Origin of the sequence: Vibrio algarum, from assembly GCF_028204155.1 — a bacterium.
Lineage (GTDB): Bacteria > Pseudomonadota > Gammaproteobacteria > Enterobacterales > Vibrionaceae > Vibrio > Vibrio algarum.
The window spans coordinates 1,855,140-1,876,459 of record NZ_JAQLOI010000001.1; the positions used below are offsets into that span (position 1 = coordinate 1,855,140).

Below are 21,320 nucleotides of genomic sequence, written 5' to 3' on the forward strand. Positions count from 1 at the left end.
TCTTCTTATTCAAGAAGTTATGGGGCAAGTCCTCAAATAAAATAAGGTGAATTTGGTCACTAGTTTGAGATTAAAACTAGGTAATATTTATATATTTACTTATAATAATGGGAATAGCGTTGTGGCTGTTCCAAAATAAGAATTTTTATCGTTTAGGACTTTAAAACTAATTTAGTCTTATAGAGTTTTTATACTTATTTAGAAATACATTCTATTAATACATTAGGATACTCTAAATTAAGGAAAGGAAAAAAATGGCCAATTTCAAGTTGACCATAGCCATAATGCTGAAGTCACTTCTTATATTATGTCTCTATGGTTTCTCTATAAATACTTATGCGGAAACTGCAGGTGATACCACCACAGCAGAGCCAGAAAGAAAAAAACTGGTGATTTCACGCAAAGACAAACAATGCCTTAAGTGTCACAAAGATGCTTACTCCTCGCTCCATGAATCTCATGGATATAACGCAGTTGATGTTTTGGGTAAGCAGCTAAAATGTGCTGATTGCCATAACAAAATAAGTTCAAAACACCGTAACGGTGCTCCAAAAGTGACTAAGTATTTTGAAGCTCAGTCTCAGCCAGGGACTGAAAAACAGATGCTGACTCAGAGTGAGATATTGAAAGCAAATAAAGAGTGTACCGATTGTCATAAACCAGACGATTTACGCGAGAAGTTTTGGACACATGATGTCCATGCAAAAAACCTGACTTGTACCAATTGTCATAATGTTCATGCTAGCAAAGCAAAAGTTCTTGGCTTTGATCATAAGCAAAAAGTGCAGCTGTGTGTTGATTGCCACTCAGACTTCACTAAGTTAAAGAAAGCTAAGCTAAACAAAGAAGACAATGAGTAGGAGAGATGACATGAGTTGTTCTAGACGAAATTTTTTGACTGGTGCTGGTGCTGTTATCTTCACTACCGGGGTGGCAACAACGGGTGCGTTAAGTACCAAAACTCTTGCCAACACAATGGAAGACGGAGATAAGCGCTATGGCATGGTGCATGACGAGACGGCGTGTATTGGCTGTACTGCCTGTATGGATGCCTGTAGAGAAGTAAATAACGTACCAGAAGGTGTAGCAAGATTAGAGATAATTAGAAGTGAGCCTCAAGGTGAGTATCCTGATGTTGATTACCGTTTTACACGAAAATCTTGCCAACATTGTGAAAATGCTCCTTGTGTTATGGTCTGTCCGACTGGTGCTGCTTATAAAGATGAAGAGACCGGTATTATCGATGTCCATCAAGACAAGTGTGTCGGTTGTGGCTACTGTTTAGCTGCTTGTCCTTATCAAGTGCGCTTCTTCCATCCTGAACACAAATCAGCAGATAAATGTAACTTCTGCCGTGATACTAACCTAGCAGCTGGAAAACTACCTGCGTGTGTAGAGTCGTGTCCGACTAAAGCGCTGACTTTCGGTGATTTGAACGATCCGAAATCAGAAATCAATGCTGTACTTAACAATAATGTTGTATATAGAGATAAATTGGATTTGGGTACGAAACCTAAACTCTATAAAATTCCGCATCAAAAAGGGGAGATTTAGAAATGGAAGCTGCATTTAATTTCGATACCCTAGTGTGGGATTGGATCATTGCTATCTATCTATTCTTAGCAGGCATGTCTGCTGGCGCAGTGATGATATCAATTTATCTTAAACGTAAGGTAATAGAGGGAGACCCAGCTAAAGATGGTATTTTAAAAGCAACAGCGTGGATAGCACCGTTCGGTATTATTTCTGGTTTGACCATTTTGATTTTTCATTTAACGAAACCTTTGATGTTTTGGAAAATTATGATCTATTTCAATACCAGTTCAGTAATGTCGATGGGGGTTATTCTTTTCCAAGTATACTTAATGGTTTTATTCGTCTGGATAGCGATAATCTTTAAAGATACCATTATGAAATACATGCCGAAACCGCTCTCGTTTGTTGATGGGATAATCGTCAAATTGGCGAAGATCGAAAACTTCTGGGAACTCTTCTTGGGCTTCATGGCAATAATGCTTGCTGCTTATACGGGTTTCTTACTGTCGGCACTGAAAACATATCCAATGCTTAATAACCCTGTGTTACCGATTTTATTCTTGTTTTCTAGTTTATCATCGGGGGCGGCGGCATGTATGCTTGGTGGGATTGTCGTATTTAAACAATCGCCAACCAGTGCGACAGCTAAGTGGGTTCATACCTTCGAGCGTCCGGTTGTTATGTTTGAATTGTTTGTAATGTTGTGCTTTTTTACCGGTTTAATATTTAGTGGCGGTCAAGGTGAAGTTGCAGCATATAACGCCATAGGCAGCGGATTCTGGGCGAGTTGGTTCTGGTGGGGAGTTATCATTTTTGGTATGTTAACTCCATTAGCACTTAACTTCTTCATGCCAGCAGCAGTTAGACATAAGAACGGATTTATAGTTGTTGTAACAGTACTTAGCCTTATTGGTGTGTTGATGTTACGTACTTTCGTTCTTTATGCTGGTCAAATGACAGTCGTATAGGGAAATATAGGCTTGATCTTTATGTTATAAGGTCAAGCCTAATTAAAATTATATGTATTCAGATATCGGTCAGTTTTCACTTCTTATTGTTGCTATTAGTTCTCTTTTTTCTTTGCTTTATGTCCCTAGTCAGTGGTTAATGAAAAAAGAAGTTCCTCTTGGAACTCTACTTTCATTGGTTCATGTTGGCCTTTTATTCTCATTAACCTCTATAATTGCTTTGGCGTTAGCGTTTATTAATGACGATTTTTCACTACTTTATGTTGCAGCCCACTCTAATACACAACTTCCTATTTTCTTTAAGGGCGCTGCAGTTTGGGGAGGCCATGAAGGATCACTGTTATTTTGGGTTATCACGCTAGCAATCTGGAATTCAGCTATAGCACTTAACTATAAAAAATTACCGGATGATTACTTAACCACGGTGCTTTTGGTTTCTTCCTCGCTTGTTTGTGCGTTTTCATTTTTCACTTTATTCGCGTCTAACCCGTTTGAAGTTAATGCAGTATTCCCAGAGGAAGGCAGAGACTTAAATCCGATGCTTCAAGATATTGCACTTATCTTTCATCCTCCTTTGTTGTATATCGGTTATATCGGCTTTGCGTCGAGTTTTTCTCTTGCACTAGCAGCGCTTTGGCAAAAAGAGCTTCCGTTCGATTGGTTAGCATTAAGTAGAAAGTTTGCGTTGGTCGCTTGGACATTTTTAACAGCTGGTATTTTACTTGGCGCTTGGTGGGCTTATTACGAATTAGGTTGGGGTGGTTGGTGGTTCTGGGACCCAGTAGAAAATGCCTCTCTTTTACCTTGGTTAACTGGCACAGCTTTGGTTCATAGCCTAGTGATTAGCCATCAGGAAAAGAGTTTAATGAAATGGAGCTACGGGCTTTCGTTCATTACTTTTTCTCTAAGCATTCTTGGTACATTTGTCGTTCGTTCTGGCATTATTACATCCGTACATGCTTTCGCCGTCGATCCTACTCGTGGCGTTGTATTGATAGCTATGCTCATTATTTTGGTTTTGGTTGGTTTTGGCAGTCAGATTTTTAGAAGCGATGATATCGAATCTAAGCCAATTCAAAGTTTCACAAGCCGCCGTTTTCTTTTCTTACTAAGTAATGGATTATTTACTATAGCAATGATCACTGTGTTGCTTGGCACCTTCTATCCTATGATTTTCCAAATATTTGGCTTAGGGAAAATTTCTGTAGGGGCACCATACTTTAATACGCTTTTTGCTCCCCTTACCTTTTTGGCTTTGATTTTAATGAGTGCTGCCAGCCTATTAAAAGGTGGCAGGAATGTTAAAAAATTAAGTGCTATTTTTGGTGTGTTCGCTCTGTTGATTGGTTTCGTATTGTATCGTGTTCAGTACGAGTCAATACAACCCATGGTTCTATCTACGTGGACTTTGTGTACGTTCGTTTTAATTAGCATGATGTATCGATTTTACGGGGTAAAATCTGTCAGAAATAAAATAACGATGTTACCGATGCTTTTGGCACATGGAGGCATAGTATTAGCGTGTATTGGTGCAAGTATGAATGCTCATCACTCTGTTGAAACCAGTGCCAAAATGGGTGTTGGAGACAGTGTGAAGTTTGAGCGATTTTATTTGGTTTTTGAAAGTCAGAACTTGTTTGTCGGGCCAAATTATACAGCAGAGCAAGTACTATTACGTATTAACGATCATCAATCGGTTATTCCTGAAAGAAGGCATTATCAAGTCCGTGTAATGAACATGACCGAGCCGGGAATTAAAAGCTATTGGCATGGAGATTTGTACGTAACGCTAGGGGAAAAACTACATGATGGGTCTTTTGCTGTTCGCATACAGTATAAGGCTTACATACAGTGGATATGGTTTGGCGGACTAATGATGGTATTTGGCGGTATTGTTTCACTGGTTTTAAAGCGTAAACACCAACGCATAGAATTAAAGGGAAGGGTTAATGCGACAAGTTAAGCTTCTGGTACTCATCGCTATATTGATGACCGTATTTAGTATCCTTTATTATGGGTTAAACAACGGTAAAACTGAGCTGAATAATTCGATGATGAATGAACCGGTTCCAAGCTTTCGATTATCTTCGTTATCGGAGGACAAAATACTTGATGAATCATTATTTGTTGGTGAGCAACATACATTGCTTAATGTATGGGCTTCATGGTGTGCAGCATGCAAAATAGAGCATCCATTTCTTGTTGAGCTATCTGTTTCTGGTATCGATATAGTGGGTCTCAATTATAGAGACGTTCGCCAGGATGCAAAAAAGGTTATTGCTCAAGACGGAAACCCTTATTCTGAGATAGTGTTCGACCCAAATGGTGAGTTGGCTCTAGATCTTGGCGTGTTAGGGGCTCCAGAGACCTTTGTAATAGATAATAAAGGGATGATTCTCAAGAGAGTGAGTGGCGTAATTGATGCGGAGGTTTGGGAAAACCAACTCGTTACCTATTTTCAACCATAATATTTCTAGTAGGTTACATGAAAAAAATATTGTTCTTGGTAGTGTCAGTGTTATCACTTCAATTGATTCCCTTTAGTGGGATCGCTGCAAACAATGATGCGCCTGTTATTTTCTACGACAACAATAAAGACGTTGCAATAAAGGCAGAACTATTCGAATTTGATTCTGAGCAACAGCGGCAAGAAGCGGTCAGGCTTGCAAAAAGTCTCCGTTGCCCTCAATGCCAAAATCAAAATTTAGTTGAGTCTAACTCACCAGTGGCAAAAGATTTACGGCTCAAAGTGTACCAAATGGTCAAGGAAGGCCAGAGTGATGATGAGATAGTAGAGTTTATGACTCATCGTTTTGGTGACTTTGTTCTTTATGATCCAGCATTATCTACTCGCACCATCGTCCTATGGTTCTTTCCGGTTCTTTTATTAGTTTTAGGGCTGTTTCTTGCTTTTAACATGGTAAAACCTAAACGAAATATCGATGACAACACTGATTAAAACTTGTAAGGCTTGTTAATTGTTATAATATAACAACTGTAGCGATTAAGTTGATGACTGCCGCTTTCTAATAGTTATGACATATCATTGAAATTATTGACTACAATCCCAATGTTGTAGTTATCGTCTAGAATATCATTAGGTCATTAATGTAATAGATACGTTAATGAGTATGTAAGTGAGTATAAATATGGCTGAAGTCCGCGCCAGGGTAGCCTTGAAGGTTGGCTTAAAAAGTAATATCGATGCAGAAATTCTTTCATTCCGTGATCTAGAAAGTGACAAAGAGCATGTCGCTTTGATTTTTAAAAATGCAGATCATAAAACAGATACGCCATTAGTTAGAATGCATTCAGAATGTTTGACTGGGGACGTTTTCCATTCATCGCGATGTGATTGTGGTGAACAGCTGGAAGAGACCATCAATAAAATGGGAGAGCAGGGTGGGATAATACTCTATCTTCGCCAAGAAGGGCGAGGAATAGGTTTATACAATAAAATTGACGCCTACCGCTTGCAGAGTGAAGGAATGAATACCTACGAGGCGAATAATCACCTCGGTTTCGGCGATGACCTTCGAGACTTCACTGAAGCCGCACAAATGCTTAAAGCGTTAGGAATTAACTCAGTTAATTTGATTACCAACAACCCAAAAAAATCAAAGAACTTCAAGGTTTGGGCATAGACATTAAAAGTGTAATTAATACTTCTGCGCATGTTAAGCACGGTAATGAAAGTTACCTAAAAGCTAAGGTATCCCACGGCAAACATGATCTCGATATATAAGTAATTCAACTATTTAAAAACTAAAAAACCTCACTTTGTGGGGTTTTTTAGTTTTTACTATTTGCGGTAATTCTTAATTATGCCAACGCTAAAGCTAACACCTAGTGTTATATTGTCTTATCCTTTATATATAGCAGTAATACGGTATCTAATGAATGATTAGTCGTTTTTTCTTAATACTTACAATGAGTGTTGCTCCCCTCTCTTTTGCACAAGATGATCTGTATCATTTTAACTGGGCACATCTTGACCAAGAGGTAGCCTCAACGGTAACTTATTCTGATGCAGTGAATGAGATATACGCACAGCGTAAATTTCAACTTATCTGGCATGAACCAAAAACTTCCCAATCTTTAGAAGCATTGTTAACCATAATAACCTACGCAGAAATTAGCGACTTTTTCTCAGCACGATTATTGGTGCTGAGAAAATTAAGAGATGATGGCCTTTGGTATGAATATGATGTCGTAGCGACCGATACGTTGTTGAACTTTGTCAATTACACAAACTTAGTTAGAGAAAACGGTTTTGACTGGTATTACGGAGGTAGAGTTGAGTTGCCACAGATTCCTCTGAATAGTTACGTCGTTAACGATTTTATTAGAACCGTTGAAAAAAGCGCTCTTGTTGAATACGTAACTGCTTTAAATGGTACTCCTGAACAGATGGATGTTGTAATTGATGCCATAGCTCTACTTACAGAAGCTATGGAGTCGGGGTTACCTAAATACGCTCAGGCTGGAATAATCAGACCCGGTGATGGCATATACAATAAAAAGCAATTGTTCGATCGCTTAAAAGTCGTTGGTATAGACGTAGACGCTGTTCAATTAGATTCAATGGAGTATGACAAGCCGCTTATTAAGGCTGTTAAACAATTTCAGAAAATGCATGGCTTAAAAGTCGATGGGATTATAGGTAAAGAGACTTTATTCTGGGTTAATATGCCGTTAGAGCAACGTTTACGTATGATTGCTCTTAATACTGAACGCTCAAGACTCATGCCTAAGGATTTAAATAATACGGTCATCGTAAATTTACCGAGTTTCCATCTATATTACTGGTATCAGGGTAAACCTGAATTTTCTTCAAAAGTAATTGTAGGCAAGAAGAAAAGGAAAACGCCATTGCTCCGAGTGAAAATGGATACATTAATCATGAATCCTTCATGGAATGTACCTAATAAATTGGTACGAGAAGATATTATTCCTCTGATTAAAAAAGATGAGGGTTATCTTGAAAGAATGAATATGAAAATTGTCAAAAATTGGAGTACTAAAGAAATAGTAGACCCTTCCACAATTGATTGGCAAACTCTGGACCCAGATACTTTTTCCTATAATATGACCCAAGCTCCAGGGAAAAGAAATGCATTAGGCGCATTTAAGTTTAATACGCCAAACGCTAGAGCAATTTATCTCCACGACACACCTTCAAAATATCTCTTTAACAAAACATCACGCGCTTATAGCTCTGGTTGTATTAGGGTTCAGTATGCGGACAAGTTTGCCCAAACTTTGATGAAAGTGCAGGGTATTGAGCCGCCTAAGCAGTCTACTACTGAAGATCTTACAATGCATCGAGTTGCGCTCAAAAGACATATACCCGTTCATATACTTTATCAAACAGCATGGATAAAAAATGGACTTGTACAATATCGAAAAGATATCTATGGATACGACTATCGAGCTTCAGATCTAAATCTAACAAAAAACTGACAAATCGAGCTTTCCCTAAAATTCTTATAAAATTCAATATTCAATCTAACAATTGTTGGCTTGAATATTGTATGCATATTTAATATAGAGGAATTTGGGGGCGTGGACTATTTGACTGAACAAATAATGTACGCTAATTTGCACAGCTAGATTTAGTGAAGAAGACATATATGCCAATTAATACAGTAGACCGCCGACAGTTTTTACGCTTTGCCACCGGTAGCGTAGCCCTTGCCACTCTCTATCCTACAGGAGCATTAGCATCAGCTATTGAAAGTAACCCTATCAGTAAAAAGAACAAGGTTTTGGCATTTAATAATCTTCATACTGGAGAGAAGCTCCAAACTCAGTTTTATTCTAATAATAAATTTATCGATTCCGAATTGAATAAAATTTATCATATATTCCGAGACTTTAGGCAAAATGAAATTCATCAAATTGACACGCACCTTTTGAGTCAACTTGATTCTATTCAATCCTTGTTAAACACGGATGCCGAAGTTCAAATAATTTCTGGGTACCGCTCTCCATTAACGAATGAACAATTGCGATCTAACTCCTCTGGTGTGGCAAAAAAGAGCTTCCATATGTTAGGGCAGGCAATGGATTTCCGTTTAGATGGTGTTCCGTTGGATGAAGTTCGTGATGCCGCTAGAATACTCAAAGCCGGTGGCGTTGGTTATTATCCAAATAGTAATTTCGTTCATATTGATTCAGGGCCTGTTCGTTCTTGGTAACAAGCTTGTATTGTGTCTTCTCAAATGTCATAGTTTTGCTCTCAACTTAAATTTACGAGCAAAGCTATGAGTCTTAAATATCAAATTGTCCCTGTTACCTCCTTCGCGCAAAACTGTTCAATTGTCTGGTGTGATGAAACCATGAAAGGAGTTGTCATTGATCCCGGTGGCGACGTGAAGCAACTGGAAATGTTGATTCAAGAATTAAACGTAGAAATCGTAAATATACTGCTGACTCATGGACATTTAGATCATGTGGGCGGTACGCAACCTTTAGCTGCAGGATTGAACGTCGCAGTAATTGGTCCTCATAAGGCCGATAATTTCTGGCTACAAGGGTTGGAAGGGCAGAGTAAAATGTTTGGCTTCCCATTAACGGAAGCTTTCGAACCGCAACAGTGGTTGGTTGACGGTGATGTAGTTAAGTTTGGTAATCAGGAAATGGCGGTTTATCATACGCCCGGACATACACCCGGTCATGTCGTCTTTTATAGCAAAGACGCACAACTTACCTTTGTAGGTGATGTTTTGTTTGCCGGAGGAATTGGCCGTACTGATTTTCCTCAGGGTGATCACGCTACGCTGATCGCATCGATTAAGTCTAAGTTATGGCCACTAGGCAATGATGTTGAGTTTGTACCAGGGCATGGACCTATGTCTACATTTGGTAGAGAGAGAAGAACCAATCCATTTGTTGCTGACGAAATGCCATTATATTAATTATCATTAGACCTTCTTTTTAATTAGACGAAAGCCAAATTTATTGGTTTTCGTTCATTTAATATCCAACCTATCGCCCAAAACTGTAATTCATCAATAATATTTGGTATAAAAGCGCTCTTTAGTTTTTACAGCTGCGAATTTTAGGAAAATACAATGAGACTCGCTCATAAACGTAAAGTGCAAATGAAATTGCAAAAACGTGTTAAATCTGTTTTGTCTGCTACTGCAGAAAAACCAGTACAGAAAAAAATAGTTAAAAAAGACGAAGCTCCAGCAAAGAAAGTGGCTGCGCCTAGTGCTTCAACAACGGTATCCTTAACGCCAAAGCAACAGCAGGTTCTTGATATTGTTTTGAAAAACCCTGAAGGAATCAATAGCAAAAATATCGGTCTTGAAGCTGGTCAAGAAGCGGCGAAGGCGGCATCTTGGGCTACAGGGGCATTGAAGAAGCTATTAGAAGAAAATATTGTTCAGAAAGAACAGCTCGAAGGTAACAAGGTTCAATATAAAGCAAACTAAAATATGAGCATTACCTTCATATACTTGAAGCTCCTTTCTAGGAGCTTTTTTAGTTCTGGAACTGCTTGAATGCGCTATAGCTCACAATATTCTAACAATTAACTATTCGTGAATACATTAATATACTTACGTGTTGAGTTAGATAGATTGTGAAAGCCTAATTTTTAACTGATTGTAATATAGATATTATTCACCCCTAGTAATTCAATAAATACGTATTTATACGTAATACTAAGGTCTAACGTTACTTGGTGTTTGTTAAATGTGTGCGTGTTCCTGCCGATTTCATTATTTGTTGATTGTGTCCATTGTTATTTCGTCTGCTTACTGGAGTAAGCATGGGATAAAACAAAGGACGTAAAAAATGAGCCTAATTTCAAAATCAGTAAAACGAGTATTTACAGGCACGATGGTTGTCGCAGCAGCGTGTACAGCGCTTATGGCAACGAGCGTTACAGCAGCAGAAAAAGTGTATAGACTAAAATTAGCAGAGACATGGGGACCGAATTTTCCAGTTTTTGGTGACGCAACTAAGAATATGGCGGCAATGGCTGAAAAAATGTCAAACGGTCGCCTTGTTATACGTATTGATTCAGCCAACAAACACAAAGCACCATTAGGTGTCTTTGATATGGTTAAGTCTGGTCAATATGATATGGGACACTCAGGTTCATATTACTGGAAAGGTAAAGTTCCGAATACTTTATACTTTACTTCAATGCCTTTCGGCATGACACCGTCGGAACAATATGCATGGTTCTATCATGGTGGTGGCATGGAGTTAATGGATCAGGTATATGCTCCTCATAACCTACTTTCGTTTCCTGGTGGTAACACGGATATACAGATGGGTGGCTGGTTTCAAAAAGAGATTAATAGCGTAGACGATTTGAAAGGTCTGAAAATGCGTATTCCTGGGTTTGCTGGAGAAGTTCTAGCTGAGCTAGGAGCAAAACCCACGAACATTGCTCCGGGCGAGCTATATACTTCTTTAGAACGTCGTACTATTGATGCATTAGAGTGGGTTGGTCCTTCATTAGATTTACGTATGGGTTTCCACAAAATTGCACCTTATTACTACACTGGTTGGCATGAGCCTGGTTCTGAATTGCAGTTCTTGGTAAACAAACGTACTTACGAAAAATTGCCAGAAGATTTGCGAGAGATATTACGTATAGCAATGCGCACAGCCGCTTACGATATGTACACACAAGCAACACATGAAAGTGGTAAGAACTGGGTTTCAATGAAGACTGAATATCCAAATGTGCAGGTAAAAGACTTTCCACCAGAAGTAATGAAAGCATTACGTGAAGCGAATGATAAGCTTTTAGCCGAGCATGCAGCGAAAGATCCGCTAACGAAAGAGATTCAAGAATCTCAAGCTTCCTACCTAAAACAAGTACGTTCATGGACCGATATTTCACATAGAGCATACTTAAATAGCCAAGCTGCCACTAAATAAGCATAAAATCGTAAAAAAGAGCAAGAAAAATAAAGGCTTGCTCTAGTAGCCTAAGAAAAAATCCATAATAATAACAAGCGCTGCCATAAGGCAGCGTTATATTTAAATTATCAATTCCACGGAGTTCGGAATGAGAAGTCTTATCAAGATGGAACAGTTGTTCAATCGTATAGGCGATTTATTAGGCTGGCTTGCCAGTATTCTATTTATCCTGCTAGTTATTAACGTTGTATTTGATGTTGTCATGCGCTACGCATTTAACGACGTATCCATTGCTTTCCAAGAATTAGAATGGCACTTGTTTTCTGCTGTATTTTTGCTTGGTGTTCCTTATGCTATTCGTTCTGCTGGGCATGTCCGAGTAGACATTGTGTACGAAAGATTGTCTGTCAAAGTTCAATCTATTATCGACCTTATTGGCACCCTCGTTTTTCTATTACCTTTTTGTCTTTTGGTTGGTTGGTTTGGAATCGACTTTGCAAAAGAGAGCTACGCTCTTGGCGAAACATCAGGCGATCCCGGAGGGTTACCATATCGTTGGGTGATTAAGGCACTTATCCCAGTTTCATTTTTTTGTATGGCATTCAGTGGCGTTGGTCTGATACTGAATTCTGTTAATAACATCATCAGTCCTAAAAGGGCTATCCTAGATGCTAACGGGGGCGAATCATGATCGGTATTGTAATGTTTTTCGTAGCGCTGCTGGCATTGTTACTTGGTTTCCCAGTTGCATTTACCTTCGGTGGTATCGCATTCCTATTTGGTACGTGGGCGGAAGGCATCGAAATGTTTGCCTTTATGCCATATCGAATACAGTCGATTATGGAAAATACCGTTTTGATGGCGGTTCCACTATTTGTATTTATGGGGTTGGTTCTACAAAAAACTAAACTGGCGGAGCAATTATTAGAGTCAATGGGCCGTTTGTTCGGTGGTGTTCGCGGTGGTATCGCGATCTCGACAGTGTTAGTAGGAGCGCTACTTGCAGCATCTACTGGCGTGGTTGGGGCATCGGTTGTCGCGATGGGCCTAATTTCTTTACCTGTTATGCTTAAATATAATTACGACAAAGGGTTAGCTTGCGGAACGATCTGTGCTTCAGGAACATTAGGTCAGATTATCCCGCCATCAATCGTGCTAATTCTGCTTGGTGATGTATTAGGCGTTCCAGTCGGTGATCTTTTCCATGCGGCGATAGGGCCAGGCTTTGTTCTGGTTGGTGCATACATTATCTATATCTTAATTTACGCCAAGTTGAATCCAGAAGCGGCACAGATTATAGAAAGAGATGAGTCTATATCGAGAAGGGAAGAAGTATTTACTGCGCTTAAGGCCGTGATTCCGCCACTAGCTCTTATAATTGTGGTGCTAGGATCAATATTTGCCGGTATAGCAACACCAACCGAATCTGCTGCGTTGGGTGGAGCAGGCGCTATTGTTCTTGCACTACTCTATAAACAGTTCAGCTTCCGCATGGTGTATGAGGCATCGAAAGAAACCGTTAAAGTAACGGCAATGGTGTTTGCTATATTGCTTGGGGCGACCGCGTTTTCGATGGCCTTTAGTTATACTGGTGGCGACTTATTAGTTGAAGAGTGGATGCTTGAGTTACCTGGCGAGAAATGGGGTTTCCTCATTATTGTTATGCTTGTGGTTTTGGTACTTGGTTTTTTTATCGATTTCGTAGAGATCTGTTTTATCATCGTACCGATTATTGCCCCTGTTGCTGAACTTATGGGCATTGATATGGTTTGGTTTGCTATTTTGATAGCAATGAATTTACAGACTTCTTTCTTAACGCCACCATTTGGCTTTAGTCTGTTTTACTTAAAAGGTGTTGCACCTAAAGGCGTGACGACCGCAGACATATATCGGGGTGTATTGCCGTTTATACTGATTCAGGTCGCCGTGTTAGCGAGCTTAATGGTATTTCCGGAATTTTATGGAATGTGATCAAATCCGAGGTTAATCCTCTTGAATTACAATCTATTAACATTTGTTGTTATGATAAAACCGTTCGTATTTTACGAGCGGTTTTTTATTTCATGCGATGTAGAGTTAATTAAGGAAAAGTATGCCATTAAAAGCGAAGTTAATCCTTTTAACCCTTATTCCTTTGATAATGGTTAGTGCGAGTATTAGTTGGATATCTATCTATCAAGCGAAGTCTTTAGGTCAAAAAGAGATAGAAATATTTCGTGAAAACTTAATTCAGGCTAGAGAAGCCGCGCTAAAAGATAGTATTGATATGGCTATCAGTGCTATTTCCCCTATCTATGATAATTCCACTAGCGATGACGTAATCGCTCAAGATCAGGTAAAAAAATACTCGGTCAATTAAGCTATGGGAATGATGGCTACTTCTTCGTCTATGATACTAACGGTGTGAATCTGGTTCACCCTATATTACCTGATTTAGTAGGGAAGAACTTAATTGATCTTCAAGATAAGAATGGTGATTTTCTTATTGAGGCACTCTTGTTTCAAGCCCAAGCAGGTGGTGGGTTTCATCGTTATTTATGGCAAAAACCGTCGACGAATGAAGTAGTTCAAAAGTTAAGTTACGCGGCTTGGTTAGAAAAATGGGATTGGATGATTGGTACCGGGCTTTATATCGAAGATATAAGCAGTGAAGTCATGGAGATGCAAGAGACGGTGAATAAAAACATAGAGACCACATTCTTTTCGGTGATTTCTATATTGGCTGTAACTGTCGCGGTTATTATCGTTCTCACCTTGGCTATCAACTTGCACGAGCACCGGTTAGCGGATCGACACTTAAAAGAACTAGCGCACAAAACCGTGATGTTTCAAGAAGATGAAAAAAAACATTTGGCACGTGAGTTACATGATGGCATTAATCAGTTGTTAGTTTCGAGTAAATGTCATTTAGAGCTTTTAGATAATAAATTAGATCATCATGGGATGAGTGATGAATTAAATCAACATATTGAAAAGTCGCAAAGTTCACTCTCCACAGCTATAAATGAAGTGCGCAGAATTTCACATAACCTTAGACCAAGTGCGTTGGATGATATTGGATTAGAAGCAGCATTAATGACATTGTTGAAGGATTTCAGGCTCCACTCAGGGATTGAAATCGAGACCTTATTCGATACACAAGATGGAAAGCTTCAGTCAGAAATTGCTACAACACTCTATCGAGTAACTCAAGAGTCTTTAACTAATATTGAAAAACACGCGAATGCATCAAAAATCACAGTTATTTTGCATCAAATGGGTAACATGTTACAGCTCATGATTAGAGATGATGGTATTGGTTTTAACGAGATAGATGGCTCGGTTAAAAAGGGTATTGGACTTCGCAATATGAGAGAGCGAGTTGAATTTATTGGCGGAGAATTTGAGCTCTCAAGTGAACCGCATTTGGGGACTGAGATTACAGTGCTACTTAACTTAGATGGATTACTGGTATGGAAAAGCCGATAAATATAATTATTGTAGATGATCATCAAGTCGTATTAGAGGGTTTTATGGCAAGACTTGAGATCGAGCCTGAAATTCAAGTAGTGGCAACAGCGTCAAATGGATTAGAAGCGATTGATATGGTGAAGCAGTATCTACCAGACGTGGTTTTAATGGACGTGAGTATGCCAATCATGAACGGAATAGATGCGACTAAGTTGATAAAAGAAGAGTTTCCAGAGGTAAAGGTGCTCATGTTAACCATGCATGACAACCGCGAGTATATAATGAATGTAATGCAAGCAGGGGCCGTTGGTTACATGCTTAAAGAGATTTCAGCAGAAAAAATGGTACAGGCTATCAAGACGGTTAACCTAGGTTCAACGTATTTCTGCGAGTCTACAACTCAAACTCTGTTCACCGAGGCGATTATTCCTGCGGCTAAAAAAACCAATCCACTCAGCCGAAGAGAAGAATCGGTATTAAAATTGGTAGCACAGGGGAGTAGTAGCAAAAAAATAGCCAGTTTGCTTAATATTAGTTATAGAACCGTTGAAACCCATAGGCAAAATATTAAGCATAAGCTCGATGTCCATTCGACCGCTGAACTAGCTAAATATGCGGTAGAAAATGGTCTACTGAACTAAAAAAACCGCTATCTCTTAAGAAAAAGCGGTTCAATATATAAGTTAGTAGGCGCTATGCGGTTTTATAAAACAGCAGCGATACCTTTACAAAGTGGACCCATGTTTGCTTTTGTCATACCCGCAACACTGACGCGGCCAGATCCAACGATATAGATAGAGAACTCTTGTTTTAATCGCTCCACTTGATCTTTGGTTAATCCTGAGAATGAGAACATGCCGTTTTGACGTTCAATGAAGCTAAAGTCACTAGTGACACCTTCGGCTTTTAGTGTTTCTACAAACAGCGTACGCATCTCTTGTATGCGATCGCGCATCTCTGCCACTTCTTGTTCCCATTCAGCTCTTAGTTCCGGGTTGTTTAGAATATAAGTAACAACGGCAGAGCCGTGGGCCGGTGGATTCGAGTAGATAGAGCGGATGATGGCTTTAACTTGAGAAAACGCTGTCGTTGCAACATCATCTGACTCGGCAACGATAGTAAATGCACCTACACGTTCGTTGTACAAACCAAAGTTTTTCGAGAAAGAGCTTGCGACAAGCATCTCTTTATTGAACTTAGCAAAGGTACGTAAGCCTGCCGCATCTTCTTCTACACCTTTTGCAAAGCCTTGATACGCAAAATCAAATAATGGAACGAGTTTTTTATCTGCACAAAGTTTAGCAAGTTGTTCCCACTCTTCTGCTGTTGGGTCGATACCTGTAGGGTTATGACAACAGCCGTGCAATAGAACAATGTCGCCTTCGCTAGCATGAGAAAGGTCAGCAACCATAGCTGCAAAGTCTTTCTCTTTTAATTCTGCGTTGTAGTAACTGTATTGGACTGTTTCTAAGCCAGCAGCAGTAAATACGCTATTGTGGTTAGCCCACGTAGGGTTGCTGATCCAGATTTTTGGGGCACCGAGTTGACGCTTAATGAATTCACCGGCAACACGCAATGCACCTGTACCACCTGGAGCTTGTGCTGTTTTAGCACGTTTTTCAGAAACTATTTCTGAATCTGCACCAAATAAAAGCTTTTGAACGGCTAGTCCGTACTCAGCTGTACCTTCAATGGTTAGGTAAGATTTTGTTTTCTCAGATTCTAGGATAACGGCTTCCGCTTTTTTAACGGTAGCGAGTACAGGCGTTGTTCCCTGCTCATCCTTATAAATACCAGCGCCTAAGTTGATTTTCTCAGGGTTAGTGTCTTTTTTAAATAGCTCTGTTAGGCCAAGAATAGGGTCGGCTGGTGCGGCAGCAACTTTCTCAAACATAATCTTCATCCGTGTTTATTAATAGTGGGTTGCTTTATTTATACCTGTATGATTGAAAACTGACAACAGTAAAAAAGCAGAAAAACCTAAATTAAGTTAATTTGGATGAAATTAATGATTTAAGTCAGTCTATTTAGCAATTAAAACAGTAAAAAGCACAAAATTAGCTGAAGTTGTTAAAAGTTGCTGTTCGTTTTTTATACGTAAAAACCTTAATGGTTTTTATCTTTTAAACGAGTGGCAATGTCTATGAACTCAGTCTCTACCGATAAAAATGCTTCAACGACTTGCGGGTCAAAGTGACTTCCGGATCCTTCTAAAATAATAGATTTTGCTTTTTCATGAGTAAAAGCGGGTTTATAGACTCTTTTTGAGATTAACGCGTCATAAACATCAGCCAATGCCATTAAACGCCCGGAAATAGGGATGTTTTTGCCTGATAATTGTTTGGGATAACCAGAACCATCCCATTTCTCATGGTGAGTAAGTGATATCTCTTTTGCCACATTTAAAAACGAGCAAGGCCCCATCTGTTCTTCTGCGAAAGAGAGAGCGTCGGCACCGATCTGTGGATGTTGTTTCATTACCTCAAATTCTTCTTCTGTTAGTTTTCCTGGTTTAAGCAATACATTGTCAGGAATGCCAACTTTACCCATATCATGAAGAGGTGCAGATTTATGTAAGATATCAATATAGGAAGGGCTAAGTATTTCTTTATATTCGGAGACAGACGATAAATTTAGAGCCAGAGCTTTAACATATTCCTGCGTTCTTAATATGTGGGCACCCGTTTCGTTGTCGCGAGTTTCGGCTAATGCAGACAAACTTACAATAGCGACGTCCCGTGTGTTTTCGACTTCTTCTCGAGTAGAATTAAGAGAATCTAACATCTCATTAGTTAATGATGCGACTGAGCCTAACTCATCGTGTTCGAAAATAGGAACCCGTACATTGACTTCTCCCGCACTTACTTTCTCTAGCGCCACTTCTTGAGAATCAAATATTTGTTTAAGCAGTTTTGTCCAACACACGATTATTGTAGCTGAATACAACATAAGTACCGATGAAACGTATATGAACTCTTTGATAACGCTTATGCGCCCCGTTCCGTCTAAAAGTCTCTCTGGGTTGTGTTCTAACCAATAGATATCTTTAACCTGTATCATGGTCAGCGATATGGTTAGGGCGATGATGACCAATGTGAACATAGATATCATCTGTTTGACGATAGAACGACGCTCACCCGTTAACGAGGTGACAAATTGGTCACTCCGGACATATCGGTTTTTATCGAGTAACTCTAAAATAGTACCGGACAGAAAACCAAATAACGTCATTCCAAAGACGACTTTTAAATTACTGTCTAGCGGGAAATCATAGCTAAGGTTATAAAATCCAGCTAAAGGAAAGCTGAAAATAAAAAAGAGTAAAGGGTCTAGTTTAGAAAGTTGCCCGTTGAAAGGAAAGTGGCCACGTGTTGATAACAAATGACGCGTTATATACAGTGCTAAAAATGTAAGCGCGACATGCGAGCCTATTTCTGTGCCAGAGAGGGTTTCAAGCATAGGGCAGACTCGGCCCCCATAAGTGCCAAATATTATGCCGGCGACGCTGTAATTTACCAAGGTATTGGTGAATTGGTATTGCGGTTTATACATTGTCGTTCCTTAATGTGACGCTGACAGTTATCTAAATAGATAAGACCAAGTAATCAAACAGTTTATTTCATAAGTAGAGAAATGGAACGAAAATCATAAAAAAAGCCACCCAAAATGGGCGGCTCTTATCAGTTTACTTCTTATGTATTGCTGATTTAACAATGCATAGGATGCTATTTAGAAGCTGGCACTTCTAGGGGTTCTTGGGAACGGAATAACATCACGTACATTTGCCATACCAGTAACATAAGAAACAAGGCGTTCGAAACCTAAACCAAAACCAGCGTGCGGTACTGTACCGTAGCGACGAAGATCGCGATACCAGCTCATATGTTCAGGATCAATATTCATTTCACGCATACGGTTGTCTAGAACGTCAAGACGTTCTTCACGTTGAGAACCACCAATGATTTCACCAATGCCGGGTGCAAGAACATCCATTGCAGCAACTGTTTTACCATCGTCGTTCATGCGCATATAGAATGCTTTGATGTCTTTTGGATAGTTTTTAACAATCACTGGCGCTTTAAAGTGTTCTTCAGCTAAGAAACGCTCATGTTCAGAAGACATATCGATGCCCCACTCAACATCGAATTCAAACTTTCTTCCAGAATCTAAGAGTATTTGAATGGCGTCGGTATAATCGACCTGAGCAAAATCAGAGTCGACAAATTGTTCTAAACGACTAATCGCTTCTTTGTTTATGCGTTGTGCGAAAAATTCAAGATCATCGCGACGTTCATCCAGTACAGCCTTGAAAACGTACTTAAGCATATCTTCCGCTAAGGTTGCAACATCATCAAGATCTGCAAACGCGACTTCTGGTTCAACCATCCAAAATTCCGCTAAGTGACGGCTAGTATTGGAGTTCTCTGCACGGAACGTAGGGCCAAATGTGTATACCTTGCTAAGTGCACAGGCGTAAGCTTCTGCATTAAGTTGGCCTGATACCGTTAGGAAGGTTTCTTTACCAAAGAAGTCTTCGTTATAGTCGATATCACCTTTCTCTGTGCGAGGAAGGTTAGTCATATCAAGAGTAGAAACACGGAACATCTCACCGGCGCCTTCTGCATCGGAAGAGGTGATCAACGGAGCAGACATCCAGTAGTATCCGTTTTCATGATAAAAGCGGTGTATAGCTTGAGATAAACAGTTGCGCACACGAGCAACTGCGCCAATTACGTTAGTGCGAGGACGAAGGTGTGCAACTTCACGCAAATACTCTATTGAGTGGCGTGTTTTAGCCATCGGGTAAGTATCAGCATCTTCTACCCAGCCAACCACTTTTACATTTGTTGCTGCAAGCTCGAAATCTTGTCCTTTAGCTGGAGACTCAACAATAGTGCCCGTTACTTCAACCGAGCAACCAGCCGTTAGCTTTAAAACTTCATTAGAATAATTGTCTAAATTATTAGGGACCACGGCCTGAATCGGGTCGAAACAAGAGCCGTCATAAATGGCAAGAAAGGAGATACCAGCTTTGGAATCTCGACGTGTACGGATCCAGCCCTTAACAGTAACTTCACTGTCAACCGCTAGCTTTCCGCCTAAAACGTCTTTTACAGGCGCGTAAGTCATTTTATTTTTATTCTCCATAAAGAATTTACAGCCAGCAACGCCGTTTTGTCGCAACGATGCTGACCAAATTTAGAAATTATTTTATTCAAACTGCGATATTACCTGTCAATTGAATCGCTTCAAGCCCAAATGACAAATAAATAATGAAAAAGTGCAAAATAACGTTGAACACGGCTCAATTTGAGCTGAGGCTTAAGCGTTTTGTTTATGATGTATTCAATTTACATCGAAATTAACTGATTTTCTTTCTCATAATATGCTGTGGTCCGGCATCTCCACCAAAGTAGAAAGTATCAGTGTCAATAAAACCTGCTTTCTCGTAGCAGCGATAAGCGTGAATGTTCTTTTTATTGACGGTTAGGCAGATAGACGAACTGTCAGAGTACGCACCATAGACGTAAACAAGTAAACGTTTCATTGCTAATGTGCCGTAACCTTTTCCTTGATACTGTTTACCAATCACGAGATTTCGAAGACCTAATTCGTTTTTTTCAGCAAAGGTAAATTTTTTATCAAAGGCTTTGTCAATCACGAAGAAACCAAGGAGTTCTTTTCCTTCGTTTACAACATAAAAATCTTGTTCGGGGGCTCTATTTTTGTAAAGGTCGCCAAACCCAGAGACAAACGTTTCTTGACTAGGATCTATTTCCAGTTCCATTAGTGTCGAATAATCTCTTAGTTTGGCTTTTCTAATAGTAATCATTGACTGGTCAAATCCAATTTATTGGTTGTTAATACATGAGTTAGAATAACTCAGTTTAGTTGAAGTTGCAGCGCTTGAATAATCTGTGCGGTAACACCCCAGATAAAATGTTCTTTATACGGAATGGCAAATATTCGATGAGAATAATGCTTGAATCGAAAAACATGACTGTACAATTGGTCGATATTAAATAGATGGTCCGCTGGCACTTCAAAAACACTTTCAACTTCGTTGGCATCAATGGTTGTTTGGTAATGTTCTTCAACGAGTGCAATGACGGGTGTCACCATAAATCGGCTGAACGTCATTAGTGGGGAGTTCCCCAAGAACGGTCACTAATGTTGGGTCTAGTCCTATTTCTTCTTGGGCCTCACGAATAGCAGCTTGTTGAAGTGAAATATCACCTTCTTCCAGTTTCCCTCCGGGAAAACTGATTTGACCGGGGTGATGACGAAGATGACTAGCGCGCTTTGTAAGAATAACGTGTAAACCATCAGCTCGTTGAACACAACCAATTAACACAGCTGCCTGACGTAAACTATCAGGCTCTAATTTTTGCAAACGTTCTAGTGACTCAGCATGGTATTCAACGGGAATATTTAAGCAGAAGTTTTGTATCAACGTTTGGAGGTTCATTTAAGTGC

General features: G+C 39.6%; 18 protein-coding genes and 3 pseudogenes. 16 read left to right on the forward strand and 5 right to left on the reverse strand.

Features of this window, described 5'->3' with window-relative positions; all coding sequences use genetic code 11:
- Window positions 1-254: 254 nt before the first annotated feature.
- From nrfB to PGX00_RS08900, 16 genes and pseudogenes are all read left to right on the forward strand, one after another.
- Window positions 255-860, forward strand: coding sequence for a cytochrome c nitrite reductase pentaheme subunit (gene nrfB / locus PGX00_RS08825; protein WP_272135358.1), 606 nt, complete (start codon window positions 255-257; stop codon window positions 858-860).
- Between the two features lie 10 nt (window positions 861-870).
- Window positions 871-1,554 (forward strand): cytochrome c nitrite reductase Fe-S protein, encoded by a 684-nt coding sequence (nrfC, locus tag PGX00_RS08830; RefSeq protein ID WP_272135361.1) that lies wholly within the window; start codon window positions 871-873, stop codon window positions 1,552-1,554.
- A gap of 2 nt (window positions 1,555-1,556) precedes the next feature.
- Window positions 1,557-2,504 carry a cytochrome c nitrite reductase subunit NrfD gene (nrfD, locus tag PGX00_RS08835; protein WP_272135362.1) on the forward strand — a complete coding sequence of 316 codons (948 nt, stop codon included), beginning with the start codon at window positions 1,557-1,559 and terminating at the stop codon, window positions 2,502-2,504.
- Between the two features lie 52 nt (window positions 2,505-2,556).
- Window positions 2,557-4,467 carry a heme lyase CcmF/NrfE family subunit gene (locus PGX00_RS08840; protein WP_272135364.1) on the forward strand — a complete coding sequence of 637 codons (1,911 nt, stop codon included), beginning with the start codon at window positions 2,557-2,559 and terminating at the stop codon, window positions 4,465-4,467.
- Entirely contained in the window at window positions 4,454-4,972 is a 519-nt protein-coding gene (locus PGX00_RS08845; protein WP_272135368.1) for a DsbE family thiol:disulfide interchange protein, read from the forward strand. Before PGX00_RS08840 ends, PGX00_RS08845 begins: the two co-directional genes overlap by 14 nt.
- Window positions 4,973-4,989: 17 nt before the next feature.
- Entirely contained in the window at window positions 4,990-5,463 is a 474-nt protein-coding gene (gene nrfF, locus PGX00_RS08850) for a heme lyase NrfEFG subunit NrfF (protein WP_272135369.1), read from the forward strand.
- A gap of 190 nt (window positions 5,464-5,653) precedes the next feature.
- Window positions 5,654-6,249: pseudogene (locus tag PGX00_RS08855) on the forward strand (GTP cyclohydrolase II).
- A 155-nt stretch (window positions 6,250-6,404) separates the two neighbouring features.
- Window positions 6,405-7,967, forward strand: a complete 1,563-nt coding sequence (locus tag PGX00_RS08860) for a L,D-transpeptidase family protein (RefSeq protein ID WP_272135371.1) — start codon at window positions 6,405-6,407, stop codon at window positions 7,965-7,967.
- Between the two features lie 170 nt (window positions 7,968-8,137).
- Complete coding sequence (locus tag PGX00_RS08865; protein WP_272135372.1) at window positions 8,138-8,704, forward strand: YcbK family protein; 567 nt, start codon at window positions 8,138-8,140, stop codon at window positions 8,702-8,704.
- 66 nt (window positions 8,705-8,770) lie between these two features.
- The gene (locus PGX00_RS08870) at window positions 8,771-9,424 is read left to right on the forward strand and encodes an MBL fold metallo-hydrolase (protein WP_272135374.1); all 654 of its coding nucleotides are present in this window, start codon (window positions 8,771-8,773) and stop codon (window positions 9,422-9,424) included.
- Window positions 9,425-9,580: 156 nt separating this feature from the next.
- Window positions 9,581-9,946, forward strand: coding sequence for a MarR family transcriptional regulator (locus PGX00_RS08875; RefSeq protein WP_272135377.1), 366 nt, complete (start codon window positions 9,581-9,583; stop codon window positions 9,944-9,946).
- Between the two features lie 364 nt (window positions 9,947-10,310).
- Window positions 10,311-11,411: a TRAP transporter substrate-binding protein gene (locus PGX00_RS08880; RefSeq protein ID WP_272135379.1), complete on the forward strand. Its 1,101-nt coding sequence runs from the start codon at window positions 10,311-10,313 to the stop codon at window positions 11,409-11,411.
- A gap of 130 nt (window positions 11,412-11,541) precedes the next feature.
- The gene (locus tag PGX00_RS08885) at window positions 11,542-12,084 is read left to right on the forward strand and encodes a TRAP transporter small permease subunit (protein ID WP_272135381.1); all 543 of its coding nucleotides are present in this window, start codon (window positions 11,542-11,544) and stop codon (window positions 12,082-12,084) included.
- On the forward strand, window positions 12,081-13,364 hold the full coding sequence (locus PGX00_RS08890) for a TRAP transporter large permease (RefSeq protein WP_272135383.1): 1,284 nt from the start codon (window positions 12,081-12,083) through the stop codon (window positions 13,362-13,364). The genes PGX00_RS08885 and PGX00_RS08890 overlap by 4 nt, the downstream gene beginning before the upstream one ends.
- Before the next feature lie 121 nt (window positions 13,365-13,485).
- Window positions 13,486-14,861, forward strand: a pseudogene (locus PGX00_RS08895) (cache domain-containing protein).
- Window positions 14,846-15,484: a response regulator gene (locus PGX00_RS08900; protein ID WP_272135385.1), complete on the forward strand. Its 639-nt coding sequence runs from the start codon at window positions 14,846-14,848 to the stop codon at window positions 15,482-15,484. The pseudogene PGX00_RS08895 and the gene PGX00_RS08900 overlap by 16 nt, the downstream one beginning before the upstream one ends.
- 62 nt (window positions 15,485-15,546) lie before the next feature.
- Here PGX00_RS08900 and PGX00_RS08905 read toward each other — a convergent pair whose 3' ends face one another.
- From PGX00_RS08905 to PGX00_RS08925, 5 genes and pseudogenes are all read right to left on the reverse strand, one after another.
- The gene (locus PGX00_RS08905; protein WP_272135388.1) at window positions 15,547-16,737 is read right to left on the reverse strand and encodes an amino acid aminotransferase; all 1,191 of its coding nucleotides are present in this window, start codon (window positions 16,735-16,737) and stop codon (window positions 15,547-15,549) included.
- A gap of 212 nt (window positions 16,738-16,949) precedes the next feature.
- Complete coding sequence (locus PGX00_RS08910) at window positions 16,950-18,395, reverse strand: HD-GYP domain-containing protein (RefSeq protein WP_272135390.1); 1,446 nt, start codon at window positions 18,393-18,395, stop codon at window positions 16,950-16,952.
- Window positions 18,396-18,572: 177 nt separating this feature from the next.
- The gene (gene asnS, locus PGX00_RS08915; RefSeq protein ID WP_272135393.1) at window positions 18,573-19,973 is read right to left on the reverse strand and encodes an asparagine--tRNA ligase; all 1,401 of its coding nucleotides are present in this window, start codon (window positions 19,971-19,973) and stop codon (window positions 18,573-18,575) included.
- A 232-nt stretch (window positions 19,974-20,205) separates the two neighbouring features.
- Window positions 20,206-20,676: a GNAT family N-acetyltransferase gene (locus tag PGX00_RS08920; RefSeq protein ID WP_272135396.1), complete on the reverse strand. Its 471-nt coding sequence runs from the start codon at window positions 20,674-20,676 to the stop codon at window positions 20,206-20,208.
- Between the two features lie 50 nt (window positions 20,677-20,726).
- Window positions 20,727-21,312, reverse strand: a pseudogene (locus PGX00_RS08925) (CoA pyrophosphatase).
- Between the last annotated feature and the right edge of the window lie 8 nt (window positions 21,313-21,320).

Coding starts and splice junctions, on each gene's coding strand:
- nrfB (WP_272135358.1), top strand. CDS start 255: ATGGCCAATTTCAAGTTGACCATAGCCATAATGCTGAAGTCACTTCTT.
- nrfC (WP_272135361.1), top strand. CDS start 871: ATGAGTTGTTCTAGACGAAATTTTTTGACTGGTGCTGGTGCTGTTATC.
- nrfD (WP_272135362.1), top strand. CDS start 1,557: ATGGAAGCTGCATTTAATTTCGATACCCTAGTGTGGGATTGGATCATT.
- PGX00_RS08840 (WP_272135364.1), top strand. CDS start 2,557: ATGTATTCAGATATCGGTCAGTTTTCACTTCTTATTGTTGCTATTAGT.
- PGX00_RS08845 (WP_272135368.1), top strand. CDS start 4,454: ATGCGACAAGTTAAGCTTCTGGTACTCATCGCTATATTGATGACCGTA.
- nrfF (WP_272135369.1), top strand. CDS start 4,990: ATGAAAAAAATATTGTTCTTGGTAGTGTCAGTGTTATCACTTCAATTG.
- PGX00_RS08860 (WP_272135371.1), top strand. CDS start 6,405: ATGATTAGTCGTTTTTTCTTAATACTTACAATGAGTGTTGCTCCCCTC.
- PGX00_RS08865 (WP_272135372.1), top strand. CDS start 8,138: ATGCCAATTAATACAGTAGACCGCCGACAGTTTTTACGCTTTGCCACC.
- PGX00_RS08870 (WP_272135374.1), top strand. CDS start 8,771: ATGAGTCTTAAATATCAAATTGTCCCTGTTACCTCCTTCGCGCAAAAC.
- PGX00_RS08875 (WP_272135377.1), top strand. CDS start 9,581: ATGAGACTCGCTCATAAACGTAAAGTGCAAATGAAATTGCAAAAACGT.
- PGX00_RS08880 (WP_272135379.1), top strand. CDS start 10,311: ATGAGCCTAATTTCAAAATCAGTAAAACGAGTATTTACAGGCACGATG.
- PGX00_RS08885 (WP_272135381.1), top strand. CDS start 11,542: ATGAGAAGTCTTATCAAGATGGAACAGTTGTTCAATCGTATAGGCGAT.
- PGX00_RS08890 (WP_272135383.1), top strand. CDS start 12,081: ATGATCGGTATTGTAATGTTTTTCGTAGCGCTGCTGGCATTGTTACTT.
- PGX00_RS08900 (WP_272135385.1), top strand. CDS start 14,846: ATGGAAAAGCCGATAAATATAATTATTGTAGATGATCATCAAGTCGTA.
- PGX00_RS08905 (WP_272135388.1), bottom strand. CDS start 16,737: ATGTTTGAGAAAGTTGCTGCCGCACCAGCCGACCCTATTCTTGGCCTA.
- PGX00_RS08910 (WP_272135390.1), bottom strand. CDS start 18,395: ATGTATAAACCGCAATACCAATTCACCAATACCTTGGTAAATTACAGC.
- asnS (WP_272135393.1), bottom strand. CDS start 19,973: ATGACTTACGCGCCTGTAAAAGACGTTTTAGGCGGAAAGCTAGCGGTT.
- PGX00_RS08920 (WP_272135396.1), bottom strand. CDS start 20,676: ATGATTACTATTAGAAAAGCCAAACTAAGAGATTATTCGACACTAATG.